Origin of the sequence: Candidatus Nitrosacidococcus tergens (assembly GCF_902810445.1) — a bacterium.
Lineage (GTDB): Bacteria > Pseudomonadota > Gammaproteobacteria > Nitrosococcales > Nitrosococcaceae > Nitrosacidococcus > Nitrosacidococcus tergens.
On sequence record NZ_LR778175.1, the window covers coordinates 1,793,042 to 1,811,369 of the forward strand.

Genomic DNA, 18,328 nt, shown 5'->3' on the forward strand with positions numbered 1-18,328 from the left:
TCTTACTATAATAAAGTTACTCAACTGTAACTGATTTAGCTAAATTACGAGGTTGATCCACATCAGTACCCTTAATAATAGCTACATGATAAGCAAGTAACTGTAAAGGAATAGTATGAACAATTGGAGCAGTTTCATTTTCAATAGGTAACATTTCTAAAACCTGCATTCCAGGTCCTGGGCTTACTTGTGCACCATGATCAGCAAAGATATAAAGCTGTCCACCTCGTGCTCGAACTTCCTGTAAATTAGATTTTAGCTTTTCTAATAACTGATCGTTAGGTGCTACTGCTATTACTGGCGTGTCTGTATCTACTAGGGCAAGCGGTCCATGCTTTAATTCTCCTGCTGGATAGGATTCAGCATGAATGTAAGAAATTTCTTTAAGCTTTAGTGCTCCCTCCATTGCAATAGGGTAATGAACTCCTCGCCCTAAAAAGAGTACATTACGAATTTCTGCAAATTGCTCAGAGAGGGTTTGGATGGCAGAATTCAATTGTAACGCCTGCTCTATGTTAGCAGGCAATGCAATGAGCTGAGATACAAGATTTGCTTCTTTTTCTGATGTAAGTTGACGTCGACGACCTAACACAATTACTAGTAATAAGAGAGCTACTAATTGTGCAGTAAACGCTTTAGTAGAGGCTACCCCAATCTCAGGGCCTGCCCGAGTCATAAGTGCTAAATCTGATTCACGGACTAATGAACTTTCAAGTACATTGCAAATACTTAAACTAAAACGAAAACCAAGTCTTTTTGCTTCTTTAAGTGCTGCAATAGTATCAGCGGTTTCTCCTGATTGAGAGAGAGCAACCACTAGAGTATTTGGTGTGACCACTGGGGAGCGATAACGGAATTCACTAGCAATTTCTACTTGGCAAGGAATATGAGCAATAGATTCTAACCAATAACGTGCTGTCATACCGGCATGGTAGCTTGTACCACAAGCAAGAATGAGTACTGATTGAGTTTGATTGAGTACCTCTTTAGCATCCACGCCAAAAGATTCATCTAGTACTTGGTGCCCATTAATACGACCTTCTAAAGTCTCTGAAATAGCTCTGGGTTGCTCAAAAATTTCTTTAAGCATATAGTGGCGAAATTGCCCTTTTTCTGCCACATCTACTTGTAATTCACTTTCCCGTATAGGACGATCAATAACCTGATCTGTAATATCATAGATTCTAATTCGTCCTCTACTAAGTTCTACTACATCTCCCTCTTCTAAAAAAATAAATCGCTGAGTAACTGGAAGTAGTGCAGCTACATCAGAAGCAATAAAATGTTCTCCAATACCAATCCCTACTACAAGAGGGCTACCTTGGCGTGCAGCAATCAAATAATTAGGATCTTGGGTAGAAATAACACCCAAAGAATAAGCCCCTTTGAGATCTTTAAGAGTATGTTTTACAGCAATTAATAAATCACTATCTTTTTCCAAATAGTGATAAATCTGATGGACAATTACTTCTGTATCTGTTTGAGAGGTAAATTCAAAACCCAATTCCTGTTGCCGAACTTTTAGTTCTTCATAATTTTCAATAATTCCATTATGGACAATCGCTATTTTTTGACGACAAATGTGAGGATGGGCATTAGCTTCACTAGGTTTCCCATGGGTTGCCCAACGGGTATGAGCAATGCCTATAGATCCTGTAAGACCAGTATCTAAAAGTCCTTGTTCGAGCTTTGCAACTTTACCTGTTCGCCGTACTCGTTGTAAGGTAGCCTCACTATCAACTACAGCCATCCCTGCTGAATCGTAGCCACGGTATTCTAGTCGCCGTAAGCCTTCTAATAAAATAGGAACAACATCTCTTTGTGCTACTGCTCCAACAATACCACACATGTTTCTCTCCTTTAAAATAAAGTAAGCTGGATCAAAAGTTTTTTCAATTATTATTTATTAGGATTTTTGATAGAGCGTTTCCAAGTTAAATGTGTTTTTTGTGGTACCCTACTTAAGGTTAATTTATCCGGAGGAGCATCTTTAGTTATTGTAGTACCCGCACCAATGGTTGCTCCAGCTCCTATAGTAACTGGAGCGATTAGCTGAGTATCTGAACCAATGAAAACATTATCTTCAATAATAGTTTGATACTTATTCACACCATCATAATTACAGGTAATAGTACCTGCACCCACATTTACGTTTTTACCAATCAATGTATCACCAATATAACTTAAGTGATTAATTTTCGATCTATCAGCGATGTTGGATTTTTTAATTTCTACAAAATTCCCGATATGTACTTGTTTTCCTAATTTTGATTCAGGTCGAATCCGAGCAAATGGTCCAATTTTTGATTGGGAATCAATTATAGCTTCTTCTATAACACAATTAGCAAATATTTGAACGCCTGAACTGATGTACGTATCACGAATATAACAGTTAGGTCCAATTATTACATTATCCCCAAGAGTTATTTCTCCCTCCAAAATTACATTAGCATCAATATAGACATCTTGCCCAATTTTAATCGTACCTCGTAAATCAAAACGATTTGGATCACAGAAGCTTACACCTTGTTCCATTAAACGATCGGCCTCTCTGATTTGGTAGGCACGCTCTAAATACGATAATTGTTTACGATCATTAATACCTATCACTTCTATCGGATCTGCTGCTAATACTGTGGCGATAGTATCCCCGCCATTAATAGTATGGCTCACTATATCAGTAAGATAGTACTCTTTTTGTGCATTGTAATTTTTTACATGAGGTAAGACTTTTTTTAAATGCTTTGTTTGAATTGCTATAATTCCAGTGTTAATTTCTTTTATTTTCAATTGATCAGAATTAGCATCAGCCTCTTCTACAATAGCAGAAATTGACCCAGTGCTGTTCCGAATAATCCTTCCTAAGCCTGTAGGGTTATCTAAATTAGCAGTTATTAATCCTAATGGATTATTAGTTGTAGTAGAAAGTAACTCCCTCAGCGTTACTGTGTTTATAAGAGGTACGTCCCCAACAAGAATCAAGGTAGTTGTATTATCTTGAAGATAGGGTAGAGCTTGAAGTACTGCATGGCCAGTACCTAGCTGTTCTTTTTGCTGAACCCAAGTAATATCGTCTGCCTTTATCGCATTAGAAACTAATGCTCCACCGTGACCATAAACAATAATAATTTGTTTAGGGGTAAGCTGGCGTACTTTTGTTACTATATGACTAAGCAGTGGCTGGCCTGCTAATTTGTGCAGTACTTTAGGTAACTGCGATCGCATTCGTTTTCCTTGCCCTGCTGCAAGAATAATTACGCTAACAGACATAAATAGTTTCTCCTTCATACTATTACAAGATTATTGTAGTGTTATTTTAAAAGTAAAAGTATTATTGCAGGAATAAAAAAAGGCCATCTGTTAAGTGGCCTTTTTTTAAGAATATATAGAAAGATTTATCTTCGACCTAGTTTTTTGCGAAGATTTTCAATTGTTCTAATCTGAGCAATTGCTTCTGCCAACTCAGCTTGTGCTCGAGCATAATCAATTTTGTCTTTCTGATTCTTAAGCGTATCCTCTGCTCGCTCTTTGGCTTCTAATGCAGCAGCCTCATCAATATCATCTGCTCTTTGAGCAGTATCCGCTAATATTGTAATAACATGAGGCTGAACTTCAAGTAATCCTCCTGATACATAGAAAGACTCCTCCTTGCCATCTTCCTTTTGAACTCTTACAGAACCAGGTTTAAGACGAGTAAGCATAGGTGTATGCTGCGGCATGATACCAACTTCCCCCATTTCTGCAGGGGCAATTACCATAGTCGCAGTACCTGAGAAAATTTCCTGCTCAGCACTTACAATATCAATATGTATTGACATAGTTTAACTATTATTCTGTAGTATTAAAGTTTTTTCGCTTTTTCTACGGCTTCGTCGATAGTACCTACCATATAAAACGCTTGTTCTGGCAAATGATCGTATTCACCCTCAACAATACCTTTAAATCCTTGAATAGTGTCTTTAAGGGGTACGTATTTACCTGGACTTCCTGTAAACACTTCAGCTACAAAGAAAGGCTGAGAGAGGAATCTTTGAATTTTCCGTGCTCTTGCAACAACAAGTTTATCTTCTTCGGAAAGTTCATCCATACCTAAAATAGCAATAATATCCTTTAGTTCCTTGTATCTCTGTAAGTTACCTTGTACCGATCGTGCAACTTGATAGTGCTCTTGACCTACAATAAGTGGATCTAATTGGCGGCTAGTAGAATCTAAAGGATCTACAGCAGGATAGATTCCAAGTTCTGCAATCTGGCGAGATAGTACTACGGTAGCATCTAAGTGAGCAAAAGTAGTCGCTGGTGAAGGATCGGTTAAGTCATCTGCAGGCACATAAACTGCTTGAATTGAGGTGATGGATCCTGTCTTGGTAGAAGTAATACGTTCTTGTAAAACGCCCATTTCTTCAGCAAGAGTAGGCTGATAGCCCACCGCAGACGGCATACGGCCTAACAGTGCAGACACTTCTGTTCCAGCAAGAGTGTAACGATAAATATTATCAACAAATAACAATACATCTCGTCCTTCTTCTCTAAAAAATTCTGCCATCGTAAGACCAGTAAGTGCAACTCTTAATCTATTTCCTGGAGGTTCGTTCATTTGCCCATAAACAAGAGAAACTTTATCTATAACCTGAGATTCCTTCATCTCGTGGTAAAAATCATTACCCTCTCGAGTACGTTCTCCTACCCCTGCAAACACTGAATATCCTGAGTGCTCAGTAGCGATATTGCGGATAAGCTCCATCATGTTAACGGTTTTACCTACTCCAGCACCTCCAAAGAGTCCTACTTTACCCCCCTTTGCAAAAGGACATATAAGATCAATAACTTTAATACCAGTTTCTAATAGCTCAGTAGCAGGAGCCAATTCCTCATAGGCAGGAGCCTTTCTGTGAATTGACCACCGTGTTTCTTCTCCAATAGGACCAGCTTCGTCTACGGGCTTTCCTAATACGTCCATAATCCTCCCTAAGGTCTTACTACCAACAGGTACAGATATTGGTGCATTAGTATTAGTTACCTCCATTCCTCGGCGTAAACCATCAGAACTTCCCATAGCAATAGTGCGCACTACCCCATCACCAAGTTGCTGCTGAACTTCTAGAGTTAACCCTGCTTCATTAATAGTTAAAGCATCATATATTTTTGGAATTGAATCACGTGGAAACTCCACATCAACGACTGCGCCAATTACTTGCACAGTTTTTCCACTGCTCATAACTTATATTCCCTCTTAAAATAATAATCTACACGTTAATAACTTTATTTGAGATAAATCTAAAGAGCAGCAGCGCCACCCACAATTTCCGAGAGTTCTTGTGTAATCATTGCTTGTCTTGCTTTATTATAAGCAAGCTGTAAATCATCAATAAGATTACCTGCATTATCTGATGCCGCTTTCATAGCAACCATTCTAGCCGCTTGCTCACAAGCAACATTTTCAACAACTCCCTGGTAAACTAAAGACTCTATATATCGTACTAATAATTGGTTGAGTACTCGACTTGCTTCAGGCTCATAAAGATAATCCCAGCGATGATCTAATTTTTCATCAAACTTAGGTGTAGTAATAGGCAATAATTGCTCTATAACTGGCTGTTGTGTCATCGTATTAACAAATCTATTAAATACTAAATATAAGCGATCTATATTCCCCTTTTGATAGCTATCTAGCATTACTTTAATAGAACCAATTAAATCCCCAATGTTAGGACTATCTCCAATATGAGTTGTTTGTGCAATAATTTTTCCACCGAACCTACGAAAAAAAACACTTGCTTTTTGACCAATTGTACACATACTAATTGGTATACTTTTTTTATCCCATTCCTGCATTGATCGTAATAATGGTCTAAATAAGTTAGTATTTAGACCACCGCATAAGCCCCGATCGCTGGAGATAATAATAAATCCAACCCCCTTATTAGGGTCTCGGTTTACTAAATAAGGATGCTTGTGCTCTGGATGAGCTTGCGCTAAATGATGAATAACATTAGATACTTTATCCGCATAAGGTCGTGATGATTTCATACGATCTTGAGCCTTGCGCATCTTACTAGCTGCTACCATTTCCATTGCACCAGTGATTTTTTGTGTATTCTTAACGCTAGAAATCTTACCACGTATCTCTTTACCGCTAGGCATAGGTTACTCCGCTACCAAGTACTTGTCGCTTTAAATTTCTCAATAACAGATTTTATTTCCGCTGAAATTTCATCATTATAATCACCTGTTTCAGTGATTTTATTTATAAAATCTCCATAGTTAGACTTCATATAATCTTGTAATGCTGCTTCAAAATCTTGAATTTTATCTAATTCAACATCATCTAAAAACCCTTCGTTAGCTGCATATAAAGAAACTGCCATCTGACCTACACTCATAGGAGAATACTGCAATTGCTTCATTAATTCTGTTACTCTTTGCCCACGCTCTAACTGACTTCTTGTGGTTTCATCAAGATCAGATGCAAACTGTGCAAAAGCTGCTAACTCACGATACTGAGCAAGATTTAAACGAATACCTCCGCCTAATTTTTTAATAATTTTTGTTTGTGCAGCTCCACCTACCCGAGATACTGAGAGACCTGCATTAATTGCAGGTCGAATACCTGAATTGAATAAATCTGTCTCTAAAAAAATTTGACCATCAGTGATAGAGATTACGTTTGTTGGAATAAAGGCAGATACATCGCCTGCTTGTGTTTCAATAATAGGTAATGCAGTTAGAGATCCTGTTTTACCTTTTACTTCTCCTTTTGTAACTTGCTCAATATGTTCTGCATTAACACGTGCAGCACGTTCTAATAAGCGAGAGTGAAGGTAAAACACATCTCCTGGGAATGCTTCACGACCTGGCGGACGCCTAAGCAGTAAAGAAATTTGGCGGTAAGCCCATGCCTGCTTAGTAAGATCATCGTAAATAATTAAAGCATCCTCTCCCCTATCTCGAAAGTACTCACCCATAGTGCATCCTGCATAAGGTGCGATAAATTGTAGTGCAGCAGAATCTGAAGCACTAGCTGAAACCACAATAGTATGAGCAAGGGCACCATGCTCTTCAAGTTTACGAACAACACTAGCAACTGAAGAGGCCTTCTGCCCAATGGCTACATAAATACACTTAACACCAGTACCTTTTTGATTGATAATTGCATCAATCGCAACTGCAGTTTTACCTGTTTGTCGATCCCCAATAATGAGCTCTCGCTGTCCTCGACCGATAGGTACCATGGAGTCAATGGATTTTAGACCGGTTTGCATGGCTTGAGAAACTGATTGGCGAGCAATGATACCAGGTGCTACCTTTTCAATAGGTAAAGTGATTCTTTCTTCAATAGTCCCTTTTCCATCAATAGGAACTCCTAGCGAGTTAACAACTCTGCCTAAAAGATTTTCACCTACTGGAACTTCTAAAATTCGTCCAGTACACTTTACTCTATCTCCTTCAGAAATATGTTGATACGCACCTAATACTACAGCACCTACTGAATCTCTTTCTAGATTCATAGCTAAACCATATGTATTACCGGGAAACTCAACCATCTCACCGAACATTACATCAGTGAGACCGTGAATACGTGCGATACCATCTGTTAGGCTAATAACCGTCCCCTCTGTGCGAGCTTCCGTTTTTGCCTCAAATCCTTCAATACGCTTTTTTATAAGCTCGCTAATCTCTGCAGCGTTTAGTTGCAGTTGCATAGATTATAATCCTCTTATTCAGTCTAAATATTACTTAATGAAGTAATTCTGCGGCTAACTGGTTAAGCCTACCAATAGCTGACCCATCAATAACCATGTCACCAGCTCGAATAACTGCACCACCCAATAGAGATTCATCAACTTTATAGGAAAGAGTAATTTTACGCCCTAATCGACGTTCAAGAGCAGCTGCAATGTTATCTAGTTGATCTTTATTCGAATCTGATAGGGGTTTAGCTAAAACCACTTCGGCTCCTAATACTCCTTCCATTTCATCTTTCATTTGATCAAATAATGATGAAATTTCAGGAAGTACAGATAATCTACCACTCTCTGCTAAGATTTTAATTAAATTTTTAACTGTACTATCAATGGGGTAATCTTTTATTTCAGTAAAAAGATCTATAATTTGTGCAGTATTATAAAACGGACTGCCTATTAAAGCTCGTGTCTTAGAATCCTTTACAAGATCCGCAAACACTTTTAACATTCCTGACCATTCATTATAGCTGCTCTGATCCTTTGCTAGCTCGAATAGAGCATTAGCATACGGTCGAGCAATAGTTATTTTTTCAGCCATTAATTTAATAAAACCTTAGATTTCACTTATCAACTCTTTTAATAAGGACTCATTTGCTTTCTCATCAATTTCTCGCTTAAGAATTCTGCTAGCTCCAGCAGTAGCAAGTGATACTACTTTTCCACGCAGATTTTCACGAGCACGACTTACTTCTTGTTGGATACTGGCATCAGCGGATGCCTTAATCCTATCCCCTTCAATTTGAGCAGCTTCTTTAGCTTGCTCAATTATTTCTTGAGCTCGTTTTTGTGCTAGAGCTATTATTTCTGCCGCACTTTCCTTCGCTTGGTTTAACATCTCTTCTGATTCTTTTCTTGCCCGTTCTTGAGCATGTTTACCTTGCTCAGCAGCAGCTAAACCATCAGCAATCCTTTTTTTCCTTTCCTCCATTAAATTGGTTAAAGGATCCCAAAGAAAATGATTAACAAACCAAATAAGAATCCCAAAGGCTACCATTTGCCCAATAAGGGTAGCAGTAACATTCATAATAGCGTCCTTTACTATTCCTGTTATAAGTTAATATGATCAAAAATAATTTTTACTACCCACCTGCTGCAGTCTTAATAGCATTAATAAACGGGTTAGCAAAAATAAACCACATAGACATACCAAGGATAATCATTGGGAATGCTTCCATTAAACCCCCAGTAAATAACATTTGACCCATAAGCTGGGGGCGCATCTCTGGTTGGCGTGCTATCCCTTCAATATACTTAGAACAGATTAATCCCCACCCAACTGCTGATCCTAAACCTGCAGCAGCCAAAATAATACCTACGCCAATAGCAGTAGATGAATAAATAGAAACAAGTAACTCTGGATTCATTCAAAATCTCCGCAAAATGATAATAAATCTATTTAATATAAAATTCTAATGCTCTTCTTTAGTATGAGCCATCCCTAGATACACTATTGTAAGCAGCATGAAAATAAATGCTTGAATTGTTATAATCAAAATATGGAAAATAGCCCAAAGAGTATCTAAGATAACTTGAGGTAGCCAAGCAGCCCCAAATCCTGCTAAAGATAGCAAAGCCATTAATAAAAAAATTAATTCTCCAGCAAACATATTACCGAATAAGCGTAGCCCTAGAGATACAGGTTTAGCAATTTCTTCAATGGCAGTCATAATGACGTTTATAGGTATTAAATATTTACCAAAGGGATGAAATAAAAACTGCTTAATGTAGCCTATAGGGCCTTTAATTTTTATATTGTAAAAAATAGTAAGCGCAAACACAGTTAATGCTAAAGCAAACGTGGTATCGATCTCTGCAGTAGGTACTATCCTTAGATTATGAATACCAATAAAACTAAATAGTTTTGGAAATAAATCTACTGGAAATAAGTCCATTGCATTCATTAGGAAGACCCATATAAAAATGGTAAGTGCAAGTGGACCTATAAGGCGATTTTTCCCTGGAAAAATATCTTTGACTTGTTGATCTACAAATTCAACTACCATTTCAAGCACATTCTGTATACCGCTTGGTTTTGAAAAACTAAGAGTCTTTCCTATACGATATCCCGCATAAATAAGCAATCCAGCTAAGAATAAACTGATAAAAATAGTATCTAATTTAAAACACCAAAACCCATCACATTGACCTACTTGGAAATTAACGAGATGGTGGCTAATATACGCACCGGAATTATTTTCAGTACTCAATTTTTTTCTACCTTAATTTAATATAAATTTTTATATTAAAAATATACTAAGTATAAATATCATTTAGTTATATGACGATTAAGCTGATAACCCAAATAAATGTATCCTAAGTAGGTGATACCAAATCCAAAGAGAAGCGATAATGGATCTAATTTTAACAATCCCATACCTACTCCCATTAAAATAAGCGTACTTAAGAAACTAGATCCACTTCCTTGGTAAGAAAAATTTTCTGATCTAGTCTTCTTACTCATCTTTTCTACTCGCCAAGCCATTATTATGGAATTTATTAAGGCAATTACCCCACCATACCCAGCAGCTAATGAATAACTGATTCCCTTAATTACTAGAAATAGTGATACTACTAATACTAGTAGGGATAGCTGAGCTACTAACAACTTTCGTAGTGCTACATAGAGCACTTCTTCTCCATAGCCCATAAAACTTATTTATGAGAAATTAACATACTTGGGATTAGTGCATCCTTGCTAAGGCTTGGTAGTACTAACTACCTTTAAGTAATAGGCTCTACCTATTTAATTTCCAAAAATTCTTTGCATTTTATCACAATTCTTATAAAAAAACCTACTGTTAAATATAATTTGTAAGTTTTTTACTTTATGTGAGTAAGAATCCCGTCAAGCTCATCCATACTATGATAGCGAATTAAGATCCTACCTTTCCCTCCTGACAGGTGTTGGAGCTGAACTATAGTACCTAAGCGTTCTGCTAGCTCTTCCTCTAGTTTACGAATATCTGGATCACTCAACAAATTTTGCTTAAATTTAGGTATAGATTCCTGCTGCATACGTCGTACTAAATTTTCTGTATCCCGTACCGATAACCTTTCTTGAATAATTTTACTAGCAATTTTACGTTGTATAGCATCATCTAACGAAAGTAGTGCCCTTGCATGCCCCATCTCTAAATCTCCTTTTTCTACATGAGATTTGATTTCTCCATTCAGAGTAAGAAGGCGTAGTAAATTAGAAATTGATGCACGAGAACAACCTACTGCTTGTGCAATTTCTTGATGAGTCATATTGAATTCGTTTATTAACTTTTGATAAGCAGTTGCTTGCTCAATAGCATTAAGATCTTCTCTTTGAATATTCTCAATTAATGCTATTGCAGCAGCGGCTTGATCAGATACATTTTTAACTAAAGCAGGTATCTCCCTAAGACCTACAATCTGAGCAGCTCTCCACCGTCGCTCACCTGCAATGAGCTCAAAAATACCATTTTGCTCAGAGCGTACAATAATAGGTTGGATAACACCCTGAGCACGAATGGAGTCTGCTAACTCTGCTAGAGCTTCAGAAGAGATCTCAACCCGTGGTTGATATTTCCCGCATTGAATCTGTTCTAATGATAGAGATCTCAATTCCTCTTTAGGTTTAGATTCTCCAATATGGATGGGTGTATTAATTGTGCCTAGTAGAGAATCTAATCCACGACCTAAACCTTTTTTTTTTAAACCCATACAGTTAGATTAATTTATCTTTTGATTCTTGCATCAGCACTTCCTTTGCCAATATTAAATAAGCAACACTTCCACGAGAGGTGCGATCATGCATAATAATTGGTTGTCCATAGCTAGGTGCTTCAGCTAAACGAACATTACGTGGAATAATTGTATTGTATACTTGCTTTCCAAAGTGAGTTATAAGTTGATTAGATACTTCATTAGCAAGGTTATTTCTTGGATCAAACATTGTACGTAATAACCCTGCAATTTGTAATTTGGGATTAAGGTGTTGCTTGATTCCTTCAATCGTGCCTAATAGGGCAGATAACCCTTCTAAAGCATAATATTCGCACTGAACAGGGATGATTACTTCACCGGCAGCGGCTAATGAATTAATAGTAAGCATATTGAGTGCAGGTGGGCAATCTATAAGGATTTCATCATAGTCATGATTAATGATTTGAAGCGCTAGCCGTAGTCTATTCTCTCTATTTGTAACTGAAAGTAATTCAACCTCAGCTGCAGTTAAATCACTATTTGCAGGTAATACAGCATAACCAGCTTTATCAATGTTTATTATTGCATTTTCAATGACACTGTTCTCAAGTAATACTTGATAGGTGGTTGCAATTAAGGAGGATTTATCTATTCCACTTCCAGTAGTCGCATTTCCTTGAGGATCCATATCTATAAGAAGGACGCGCCTTTTAGATGCAGCAAGGGAGGCAGCTAAATTAACACTTGTAGTTGTCTTTCCAACCCCTCCCTTCTGATTAGTGATTGCTATGATACGCCCCATACTAATTTCCCATTCTATTGAAGTTCTATTAAATGACGCTGTGCCTCAAGCCCTGGAATAGATAGTGGATATATATTTCGTACTTTATAAGTTACAGGCAGCGATTCAATTTCTTCTTTTGGATAAATACCTTTCATCGCAAGCAATTTCCCCGATGGATCACGTAATCTTGATGCTAATTGAGTAAAGTCTATTAAATTTGAAAAGGCCCAGCTGATTATAGTATCAAATAAATAGTTTGGTTGATAATGCTCAATTCGTTTATTTACGATAGAAACATTTATTAATTCTAATTCAATAACTACTTGCATCAAAAACCTTGTTTTTTTAGTGCAGCTATCAAGTAGTGTAATTTCGTCATTAGAACAAGCTATTGCTAGAGGAACACCTGGTAACCCAGCACCACTGCCTACATCCAAGATTCGATGGCTTTTTAAATAAGTAACAACACTTAAGCTATCTAATAAGTGTTTTAAAATTACTTTTTTAGGTTCTTTAATTGCTGTGAGATTATAGCGTTGATTCCACTTATTTAACAACTCTAAGTAAGTTAATAGTTGATCAATTTGCTTTTCTCTCAATTTTAGACCAAGAGAATAAATGCCTAATTCTATTAATAATCTTTTATTTGTAAAGTTAGAATCCTTAGCCAAATTAGGTTAACTATTTAGTAGCTGGTGGTTATAGTTTGTACGTTTTAAATAAATTAACAAGGCTGAAATAGCCGCTGGAGTAATGCCTGGAATTCTTGCAGCCTGCCCTAAAGTAGTAGGACGAATCTGAGTGAATTTTTCCTGTACTTCAGTAGAAAACCCTTTTATTTGGCTATAATCTAAATTAAACGGTAAGCATAAATTTTCATAGTGTAGTTGGCGATTAATTTCCTGCTGCTGTCGCTCAATATATCCTGCATACTTTACTTCAATCCCAATTTGTTCAGCGACAGTAGAGTCAATCATTACTAATTTTCCAATTAAATTCATGAGATTTTCGTAGGTAACATGAGGGCGACGTAGTAATTCCATTAAAGAATATTCCCGGTGAATAGATTCGCCAAATAAAAAGATAGCTTCTTTTTCTGTAATTTGATGAGGGCGAATTCGCTGTTGAGTAAGCCACTGTCTTTCTTTTTCAATAGTTTCCCATTTTATATTGAAATGCTCCCATCGAGTATCATTGACTAATTTTAACTCTCTTCCTTTAGGGGTTAGACGTAGATCAGCATTATCTTCTCTTAATAGAAGCCGATATTCTGCTCTACTTGTAAACATTCTATAAGGCTCTATAGTGCCACGAGTAATCAAGTCATCAATCATTACTCCTATGTAGGCTTCATTTCTCTTAGGGTACCAAGAAGATTCGCCACGTACTTGAAGCCCTGCATTAAGCCCAGCCACTAATCCCTGAGCAGCAGCCTCTTCATACCCTGTTGTGCCATTAATCTGCCCTGCAAAATATAGCCCCTGTATATATTTAGTTTCTAAAGTTGGTTTAAGATCTCTAGGATCAAAAAAATCATACTCTATGGCATAGCCAGGTCGGGTGATATGTGCTTGCTCAAATCCTTGAATAGAATGAACTACCTGCTCCTGCACATGATAAGGAAGGCTAGTAGAGATACCATTAGGATAAATTTCAAAAGTATCTAATCCTTCTGGTTCAATAAAAATTTGGTGAGAATTTTTATCTGAAAAACGAATAACTTTATCCTCAATTGAAGGACAATAGCGAGGACCAATGCCCTCAATATTGCCACTATAAATAGGAGATTGATCTAAATTAGCTAGGATAATTTCATGGGTTTTTAAGTTTGTTCTAGTAATATGGCATGAAACCTGTTTTGGATGGCAATTTACTGGGCTTAAAAAGGAAAATCTAGGGATTGGTTTATCACCTAGTTGCTCTTTAAGTTTACTATAATCAATAGTACGACTATTAATTCTAGGAGGTGTACCTGTCTTAAGCCGATTCACTTTAAATGGTAATTCTCTTAAGCGATTGGCTAATGTATTAGCTGGAGGATCACCAGCCCTACCGCCTTGGTAATTTGTTAATCCAACATGGATTTTACCTCCTAAAAAAGTACCTACTGTCAAAATCACTGCAGGTGCATAGAAAAATAATCCTAGTAGAGTTTTAACTCCATAAACTTTATGATCTTTAATTAGTAGATCAGTAGCTTCCTGTTGAAAAATAAATAAATTAGGTTGTTGTTCTAAAATTTTCCGAATTGCTTTCTTATATAAAGTACGATCAGCTTGAGCACGAGTGGCTCTTACTGCAGGGCCTTTACTTGCGTTTAAAATCCGAACATGGATCCCTGCTTGATCTGCAGCTAAAGCCATAGCTCCGCCTAAAGCATCAATTTCCTTAGTAAGATGGCCTTTACCAATCCCCCCTATTGCTGGATTGCAGCTCATTTGCCCTAAAGTTTCAATATTGTGAGTTAACAGTAGAGTACGCACACCTTGTCGAGCTGCCGCTAGTGCAGCTTCGGTTCCTGCATGCCCACCGCCAATTACGATGACATCATACTGTGATGTATTATCCATAAATAACTCAGGGATTATTTTGATAACTGTAAATACTACTTACCAATACAAAAAGTAGAAAAAATCTCTCCTAATAGATCATCTGTATAATATTTTCCGGTAATTTCTCCTAAATAATTTTGAGCCTGACGCAGCTCTTCTGCAATAATTTCTTCAGATTCCCCTTTAGTAAGGGCTGCTTTAGTCAATTCAACCGCAGCTTCAGTTTTTTGTAGTGCATTTAAATGGCGGCGACGCGCAGAAAATTCACTCTCTTCTTTTATATTAAATCCAGCTGTTTCTCTCAGATGCTGTATTAATAAATCAATTCCTTCACCTGTAAGAGCGGATACTCGTATTATTTTCCCTAAATTGCTTTGCTCGATACAAGCTGGCGTAAGATCCAAATCTATTTTATTGAAAATTAGCGTAACTTGAATTCCATTAGGTAGTTCATTAAATAATTCATATTCTTCTTTAGTTAAGCCATCTTGGTTGCTAGAAACTAATAATATGTGATCTACATAATCTAATTCTTTTCGAGTACGCCGTATTCCTTCTAGCTCAATAAGATCTATAGATTCATGCAGTCCTGCAGTATCTACAAGAGATATAGCTAACCCGTCTATAACAATATCTGTGCATAGTATATCTCGAGTAGTACCGGGTATCTTAGTAACAATAGCTGCATCCTTTCCTATTAGTTTATTATATAAACTAGATTTACCCACATTAGGACGACCAATTAAGGCAACCTTTATCCCCTCTTGAAGTAAAGCACCCTGTTGAGCACTACTATAAATTATTTTTATTGTATTTTGAATATCTTGTAATTTATTTAAGATAGATTTTGGCTCTACGATACTAATATCTTCATCACTAAAATCAATGGAGGACTCTACCAAACATCTTATTTGAATCAATTGCTCTCTTAGCAGGTTAATTCTCTTTGAAAATTCTCCTTGTAAAGAAGACAATGCATTACGGGCTGCTTGTAAAGAAGTGCTTTCAATAAGATCTGCAATAGCCTCTGCTTGAGATAAATCGATTTTATTATTTAAAAATGCGCGCTCGCTGAATTCTCCAGGACGTGCAAGTCGAGCACCAAAATGAAACAAAGAATTAAGTAGATGATCAGTAACTACTGGCGAACCATGAGTGTGAAACTCTAATATATCCTCTCCTGTGAAGGATTGTGGTGCTGGAAAATATAGAGCAATTCCTTGATCTATATTTTTTCTATTATGGCTATAGAAGCTACAAAAATTAGCATAACGTGGTTTCAGATTCTGTTTAGTAACCTGTTTTGCTATTTGAAAGCATAATGATCCTGAAACACGAACAATACTAATACCTCCTCGGCCAGCTGGTGTTGCTATTGCCGCTATAGTATCACTTAATGCTCCTTTTCTATTTGACGTGTGATATACCATTGCTGAGTAATAGAAAGGATATTATTGACTACCCAATACAATACTAAACCTGCTGGAAATAGTGCAAAAAAGAAAGTAAACGTAATAGGCATCAGCATCATTACTTTAGCTTGAAGAGGATCTGTAGGAGTTGGGCTAAGTTTTTGCTGGATAATCATAGTTACCCCCATAATGAGAGGTAAAACATAATAAGGATCTTTTGATGTTAGGTCATTCATCCACAGGATAAAAGGAGCTTGCCTCAGCTCAACTGATTCTTGTAGCATCCAATATAGAGCAATAAATACAGGGATCTGCACTAAGATAGGAAAGCACCCTCCCATTGGGTTTACTTTCTCTTTTTTGTATAGCTCTATCATCGCTTGACCTACTTTCTGTCGATCGTTACCGAATCGCTCTTTAATTGCCGTAAGCTGTGGATGAAGTTTACGTAGTTTTGCCATCGAGCGATAACTAGTTTGAGATAATTTAAAAAAAGCAGCTTTAATTACTATAGTGAGTAATACTATTGCCCATCCCCAATTCCCCACATGTTTATAAAACCAGTGGAGTAGCCAAAATAAAGGTTCAGCGATAACAGTTAACTTTCCATAATCAATAGTAAGTTGTAATTTTGGTGCTGCAGCTGCTAGCTGATCTAAAACTTTGGGCCCAATAAAAAGGGTAAAATCAAATATCCCACTTTCTCCACTATTTAACATTTGTTGTGGGGAAACTACACCAGTAATATAAGTGTTATTTTGAGAGTGGCGACCATAATAGTAATTTTTTCCTTCGTCTCTAGGTATCCAAGCTGCAACAAAATAATGCTGAAGCATAGCTACCCATCCGTTTAAGCTATGACTTTCAAAAGTATCAGAATCTAAATCTTTAAATGTAATTTTTTTATAATCATGATCCTCAGTGGAAAATACAGCACCTGTATAAAATCGATTAGAATAAAACCCTTCAGATTCTGGTGGAGTGCGACTAAACTGGGTATATGCTTGCCCAGCCCAAGAATTACTAGTTCCATTCTCAACTTTAAGGGCTATATCAACTTGGTAGCTACCCCTCTTGAAAATATAGGTTTTTGTGATGATGATGTCATCACTCTCTTTCCAAGTAAGTGGGACGCTTAAAGAATCTTGAGCTCCAGTTAAATGATAATTCGTGCTAGGCACAGAAAACTCAGCATCTTTAGGGATAATTGAAGTACCTGCTGCTGTATATACTCCAGATTGGGCGATGAAAAGATCTGGATCTGCAGGATGTAGTAGATGTACTAGCTCATTTGGCTCTTTTAGAGAGATTGGATAATCTAATAATTGAGCCTCAAATAAATTAGCATCTGATAATGAGATTTTAACTTTGAGAAGATCAGTTATTACTTCTACAAATTTACTATTTATGGCAGAATTGCTAGTTGTTACCGGTTCATGAGATGAAGGCATATTTACAGCAGATGCCTTATTTTCTGCTTGTTTTGCAGTCTCTATTACTTCATCTGGTATTAACGCTGTTGAAAATGATGAAAGAGGTGATACTCCGTAATCAGTTTGCCAAGCGTTCCACATAAAAAATAGCACTAGAAAAAGCGCATAGATTAAAAATAACCGGTAATTTTCCATACAACTTATTTACAGTCTTAACTTATTCGATATTAAAATCTTTAATTAGATATTCCCACTGATAATCCAAGGTGGAAGCTAACTCCGAATAGGTAGACCTACTAATGCATTTTTTAGATAATATAATTAAATCATATCCATCTAGCCATTTTTGGCGATGCCGAAACCCTTCTCTAACTAATCGCTTAATTTGGTTTCTATCAAATGCTCGAGACAGGTGCCTACGTGGAATAACCATCCCCAAACGGGGATAGCTTAATTCATTTAGTCGATAAAATATCGTAAATATTTTACTTTGTACTTTTTTTTCAGTAGTGAATACTTGCTTAAACTCGATTGGCCTATGAAGTCGCATTAATCGAGTAAAACTAAGTTGTTTCATCTCTATTAATAGAATCTAAGCAGAGAGTCTATGTCTACCTTTTGCTCGACGTCTATTAATTATTGCTCTTCCAGATTTAGTTTTCATTCGAGCACGAAAACCATGGTTACGTTTGCGTTTTATGTTCTTAGGCTGAAAAGTACGTTTCATAGC

19 protein-coding genes are annotated in these 18,328 nt (G+C 36.9%); all 19 read right to left on the minus strand.

Features of this window, described 5'->3' with window-relative positions:
- Positions 1-16 precede the first annotated feature (16 nt).
- The 19 genes from glmS to rpmH all read right to left on the minus strand — a co-directional run bounded on the left by glmS (position 17) and on the right by rpmH (position 18,325).
- A complete protein-coding gene (gene glmS, locus NSCAC_RS08670) occupies positions 17-1,849 on the minus strand; it encodes a glutamine--fructose-6-phosphate transaminase (isomerizing) (protein WP_197744397.1) in 1,833 nt (610 codons plus the stop codon).
- A gap of 50 nt (positions 1,850-1,899) precedes the next feature.
- Positions 1,900-3,270, minus strand: coding sequence for a bifunctional UDP-N-acetylglucosamine diphosphorylase/glucosamine-1-phosphate N-acetyltransferase GlmU (glmU, locus tag NSCAC_RS08675; RefSeq protein ID WP_197744398.1), 1,371 nt, complete (start codon positions 3,268-3,270; stop codon positions 1,900-1,902).
- 125 nt (positions 3,271-3,395) lie between these two features.
- A complete protein-coding gene (locus NSCAC_RS08680; protein ID WP_197744399.1) occupies positions 3,396-3,818 on the minus strand; it encodes a F0F1 ATP synthase subunit epsilon in 423 nt (140 codons plus the stop codon).
- A gap of 23 nt (positions 3,819-3,841) precedes the next feature.
- Entirely contained in the window at positions 3,842-5,218 is a 1,377-nt protein-coding gene (gene atpD, locus NSCAC_RS08685) for a F0F1 ATP synthase subunit beta (RefSeq protein ID WP_197744400.1), read from the minus strand.
- Positions 5,219-5,277: 59 nt separating this feature from the next.
- Positions 5,278-6,144, minus strand: a complete 867-nt coding sequence (gene atpG, locus NSCAC_RS08690) for a F0F1 ATP synthase subunit gamma (protein WP_197744401.1) — start codon at positions 6,142-6,144, stop codon at positions 5,278-5,280.
- Between the two features lie 11 nt (positions 6,145-6,155).
- Entirely contained in the window at positions 6,156-7,703 is a 1,548-nt protein-coding gene (gene atpA, locus NSCAC_RS08695; protein WP_197744402.1) for a F0F1 ATP synthase subunit alpha, read from the minus strand.
- Positions 7,704-7,737: 34 nt separating this feature from the next.
- Positions 7,738-8,283 carry a F0F1 ATP synthase subunit delta gene (locus NSCAC_RS08700; protein ID WP_197744403.1) on the minus strand — a complete coding sequence of 182 codons (546 nt, stop codon included), beginning with the start codon at positions 8,281-8,283 and terminating at the stop codon, positions 7,738-7,740.
- A gap of 15 nt (positions 8,284-8,298) precedes the next feature.
- The gene (locus NSCAC_RS08705; protein ID WP_197744404.1) at positions 8,299-8,769 is read right to left on the minus strand and encodes a F0F1 ATP synthase subunit B; all 471 of its coding nucleotides are present in this window, start codon (positions 8,767-8,769) and stop codon (positions 8,299-8,301) included.
- 55 nt (positions 8,770-8,824) lie between these two features.
- A complete protein-coding gene (atpE, locus tag NSCAC_RS08710) occupies positions 8,825-9,109 on the minus strand; it encodes a F0F1 ATP synthase subunit C (protein WP_197744405.1) in 285 nt (94 codons plus the stop codon).
- Between the two features lie 45 nt (positions 9,110-9,154).
- Positions 9,155-9,952, minus strand: coding sequence for a F0F1 ATP synthase subunit A (gene atpB / locus NSCAC_RS08715; RefSeq protein WP_197744406.1), 798 nt, complete (start codon positions 9,950-9,952; stop codon positions 9,155-9,157).
- A 59-nt stretch (positions 9,953-10,011) separates the two neighbouring features.
- Positions 10,012-10,392: an ATP synthase subunit I gene (locus NSCAC_RS08720; RefSeq protein ID WP_197744407.1), complete on the minus strand. Its 381-nt coding sequence runs from the start codon at positions 10,390-10,392 to the stop codon at positions 10,012-10,014.
- Between the two features lie 173 nt (positions 10,393-10,565).
- The gene (locus NSCAC_RS08725) at positions 10,566-11,435 is read right to left on the minus strand and encodes a ParB/RepB/Spo0J family partition protein (RefSeq protein WP_197744408.1); all 870 of its coding nucleotides are present in this window, start codon (positions 11,433-11,435) and stop codon (positions 10,566-10,568) included.
- A gap of 4 nt (positions 11,436-11,439) precedes the next feature.
- Complete coding sequence (locus tag NSCAC_RS08730; protein WP_197744409.1) at positions 11,440-12,219, minus strand: ParA family protein; 780 nt, start codon at positions 12,217-12,219, stop codon at positions 11,440-11,442.
- 14 nt (positions 12,220-12,233) lie between these two features.
- Positions 12,234-12,872: a 16S rRNA (guanine(527)-N(7))-methyltransferase RsmG gene (gene rsmG, locus NSCAC_RS08735; protein ID WP_197744410.1), complete on the minus strand. Its 639-nt coding sequence runs from the start codon at positions 12,870-12,872 to the stop codon at positions 12,234-12,236.
- Between the two features lie 6 nt (positions 12,873-12,878).
- Complete coding sequence (gene mnmG, locus NSCAC_RS08740; protein WP_197744411.1) at positions 12,879-14,771, minus strand: tRNA uridine-5-carboxymethylaminomethyl(34) synthesis enzyme MnmG; 1,893 nt, start codon at positions 14,769-14,771, stop codon at positions 12,879-12,881.
- 35 nt (positions 14,772-14,806) lie between these two features.
- Complete coding sequence (gene mnmE, locus NSCAC_RS08745) at positions 14,807-16,183, minus strand: tRNA uridine-5-carboxymethylaminomethyl(34) synthesis GTPase MnmE (RefSeq protein WP_197744412.1); 1,377 nt, start codon at positions 16,181-16,183, stop codon at positions 14,807-14,809.
- Positions 16,147-17,793 carry a membrane protein insertase YidC gene (gene yidC, locus NSCAC_RS08750; protein ID WP_197744413.1) on the minus strand — a complete coding sequence of 549 codons (1,647 nt, stop codon included), beginning with the start codon at positions 17,791-17,793 and terminating at the stop codon, positions 16,147-16,149. The genes mnmE and yidC overlap by 37 nt, the downstream gene beginning before the upstream one ends.
- A gap of 22 nt (positions 17,794-17,815) precedes the next feature.
- The gene (rnpA, locus tag NSCAC_RS08755) at positions 17,816-18,175 is read right to left on the minus strand and encodes a ribonuclease P protein component (RefSeq protein WP_197744414.1); all 360 of its coding nucleotides are present in this window, start codon (positions 18,173-18,175) and stop codon (positions 17,816-17,818) included.
- Positions 18,176-18,190: 15 nt separating this feature from the next.
- Positions 18,191-18,325, minus strand: coding sequence for a 50S ribosomal protein L34 (gene rpmH, locus NSCAC_RS08760; protein ID WP_197744415.1), 135 nt, complete (start codon positions 18,323-18,325; stop codon positions 18,191-18,193).
- Positions 18,326-18,328: the final 3 nt, after the last annotated feature.

Excerpts from the sequence above, each read along its gene's own strand:
- glmS (WP_197744397.1), bottom strand. The coding sequence starts at position 1,849 with ATGTGTGGTATTGTTGGAGCAGTAGCACAAAGAGATGTTGTTCCTATT.
- glmU (WP_197744398.1), bottom strand. The coding sequence starts at position 3,270 with ATGTCTGTTAGCGTAATTATTCTTGCAGCAGGGCAAGGAAAACGAATG.
- NSCAC_RS08680 (WP_197744399.1), bottom strand. The coding sequence starts at position 3,818 with ATGTCAATACATATTGATATTGTAAGTGCTGAGCAGGAAATTTTCTCA.
- atpD (WP_197744400.1), bottom strand. The coding sequence starts at position 5,218 with ATGAGCAGTGGAAAAACTGTGCAAGTAATTGGCGCAGTCGTTGATGTG.
- atpG (WP_197744401.1), bottom strand. The coding sequence starts at position 6,144 with ATGCCTAGCGGTAAAGAGATACGTGGTAAGATTTCTAGCGTTAAGAAT.
- atpA (WP_197744402.1), bottom strand. The coding sequence starts at position 7,703 with ATGCAACTGCAACTAAACGCTGCAGAGATTAGCGAGCTTATAAAAAAG.
- NSCAC_RS08700 (WP_197744403.1), bottom strand. The coding sequence starts at position 8,283 with ATGGCTGAAAAAATAACTATTGCTCGACCGTATGCTAATGCTCTATTC.
- NSCAC_RS08705 (WP_197744404.1), bottom strand. The coding sequence starts at position 8,769 with ATGAATGTTACTGCTACCCTTATTGGGCAAATGGTAGCCTTTGGGATT.
- atpE (WP_197744405.1), bottom strand. The coding sequence starts at position 9,109 with ATGAATCCAGAGTTACTTGTTTCTATTTATTCATCTACTGCTATTGGC.
- NSCAC_RS08720 (WP_197744407.1), bottom strand. The coding sequence starts at position 10,392 with ATGGGCTATGGAGAAGAAGTGCTCTATGTAGCACTACGAAAGTTGTTA.
- NSCAC_RS08725 (WP_197744408.1), bottom strand. The coding sequence starts at position 11,435 with ATGGGTTTAAAAAAAAAAGGTTTAGGTCGTGGATTAGATTCTCTACTA.
- NSCAC_RS08730 (WP_197744409.1), bottom strand. The coding sequence starts at position 12,219 with ATGGGGCGTATCATAGCAATCACTAATCAGAAGGGAGGGGTTGGAAAG.
- mnmG (WP_197744411.1), bottom strand. The coding sequence starts at position 14,771 with ATGGATAATACATCACAGTATGATGTCATCGTAATTGGCGGTGGGCAT.
- mnmE (WP_197744412.1), bottom strand. The coding sequence starts at position 16,183 with ATGGTATATCACACGTCAAATAGAAAAGGAGCATTAAGTGATACTATA.
- yidC (WP_197744413.1), bottom strand. The coding sequence starts at position 17,793 with ATGGAAAATTACCGGTTATTTTTAATCTATGCGCTTTTTCTAGTGCTA.
- rnpA (WP_197744414.1), bottom strand. The coding sequence starts at position 18,175 with ATGAAACAACTTAGTTTTACTCGATTAATGCGACTTCATAGGCCAATC.
- rpmH (WP_197744415.1), bottom strand. The coding sequence starts at position 18,325 with ATGAAACGTACTTTTCAGCCTAAGAACATAAAACGCAAACGTAACCAT.